The sequence below is a fragment of the Streptomyces sp. NPDC059853 genome (assembly GCF_042731495.1).
In the GTDB taxonomy this organism is placed as follows: Bacteria; Actinomycetota; Actinomycetes; order Streptomycetales; family Streptomycetaceae; genus Streptomyces.
Window position 1 is genome coordinate 1 of the sequence record NZ_JBHWJL010000401.1, and the last position, 1,385, is coordinate 1,385.

Annotated in this window: 2 protein-coding genes and 2 pseudogenes; 3 read left to right on the forward strand and 1 reads right to left on the reverse strand. The window is 76.0% G+C overall.

What is annotated here, in order from left to right; genetic code table 11:
* Together ACFV5N_RS25660 and ACFV5N_RS25665 are read left to right on the forward strand one after the other, a co-directional pair.
* Positions 1 to 456: molybdopterin oxidoreductase family protein (locus ACFV5N_RS25660; protein WP_385604282.1), on the forward strand; the 456-nt coding region annotated here is incomplete at its 5' end.
* Between the two features lie 60 nt (positions 457 to 516).
* A complete protein-coding gene (locus ACFV5N_RS25665; RefSeq protein ID WP_385604285.1) occupies positions 517 to 900 on the forward strand; it encodes a cupin in 384 nt (127 codons plus the stop codon).
* Here the strand turns inward: ACFV5N_RS25665 and ACFV5N_RS25670 are convergent.
* Positions 845 to 1,231, reverse strand: a pseudogene (locus tag ACFV5N_RS25670) (helix-turn-helix domain-containing protein); the annotation flags it as partial. The gene ACFV5N_RS25665 and the pseudogene ACFV5N_RS25670 overlap by 56 nt on opposite strands.
* Between ACFV5N_RS25670 and ACFV5N_RS25675 the strand changes: the two are divergent.
* Positions 1,226 to 1,339 (forward strand): annotated as a pseudogene (locus tag ACFV5N_RS25675) (sugar phosphate isomerase/epimerase); the annotation flags it as partial. The pseudogenes ACFV5N_RS25670 and ACFV5N_RS25675 sit on opposite strands and share 6 nt — an antisense overlap.
* Positions 1,340 to 1,385 lie beyond the last annotated feature (46 nt).

Here is a 1,385-nt window from a genome sequence, read left to right on the forward strand (position 1 = left end):
TTCCTGGACCGGTTCGCGACGCCGGACGGACGGGCCCGGTTCACGGCGGCCGGGTACCGGCCGGCGGCGGAGGAGCCGGACGCCGAGTACCCGGTGCTGCTGACGACGGGGCGGGTGCTGGCGCAGTACCAGTCGGGGGCGCAGACGCGGCGGGTGGCGGAGCTGAACGCGGCGGCGCCGGGCCCGTTCGTCCAGGTGCATCCGCGGCTGGCGGAGCGGATCGGGGCGGCGGAGGGTGACCGGCTCGCGGTGATCTCGCGGCGCGGGCGGGCGGTGGCGCCGGCCCGGATCAGTACCGGCATCCGTCCGGACACGGTGTTCATGCCGTTCCACTGGCCGGGTGAGGGGCGGGCGAACACACTGACCAATCCGGCGCTGGATCCGACGTCCCGGATGCCGGAGTTCAAGATCTGCGCGGTGCGGGTGGAGCGTGCGGAACCGGTGGAACGGGAGTGAAGCGGGGCGCTTTACGGTGAACCGGGTTGCGGCGGGGCCCGCACCCCGGAGCATGGAAGGGTGACCGACACCACGCAGCACACCACGCATCTGAGCGCCCTGGCCGAGCATCACCTCAGCCGGGCCCGCGAGGCCGAGCACGGCCGCAGCGCGCACCTGTTCCTGCACGACGGCCCGTTGCGGCAGAGCGTCATCGCCCTGACGGCGGGCGCGGAGCTGGAGGAGCACAACGCCCCGCCGGCCGCCAGTCTCTATCTGGTCCGGGGGTCCGTCCGGGTGGTGTCGGCCGAGGGGCAGGGCGCGAGCATCCCGCTGACGGAGGGCGAGATCCTGAAGGTGCCGCAGGTGCGGCACGCGGTGGTGGCGCTGGAGGACGCGGTACTGGTGCTCACCTCGGTGACGGCGGTGCCGGATGCCGAGACTCCCGGTGCCGGCTGGGGCTGATGCCGCGCTCGCGGGTGAACGCGGTGCTGAGCGCGAAGCCGCTGCCGTAGCCGACACGGCGGGCGACCGCGTCCAGGGTGAGGGCGGGGTCGCGCAGCAGGTCGGCGGCGAGGTCGAGCCGCCGGCCGGTGAGGTACGCCATCGGCGGCCGGCCGACGAGCGCGGCGAACCGCCGGGCGAACGCCGCCCGGGAGACCCCGGCCCGGGCGGCGAGCGCGGCCACGGTCCAGGGGTGCGCGGGGTCCGCGTGCAGCAGGCGCAGCGCGCGCCCCACCACCGGGTCCGACTGGGCCCGGTACCAGCCGGGGGCGTGCGCCTCGGGCCGGTCAATACCCGCCGTGCCATGTCCACCGCCGAACGCGAGGCCGATCTGGCGGAGGCGCTGGCCTTCACCCGGCTCCACCTGGCGTCGTCCCCGACCCGCACGCCGCGCCCATGACGGGCGACCCCACGGGCGGTCCCGAGGACGGCCCCCCGGACCCCAC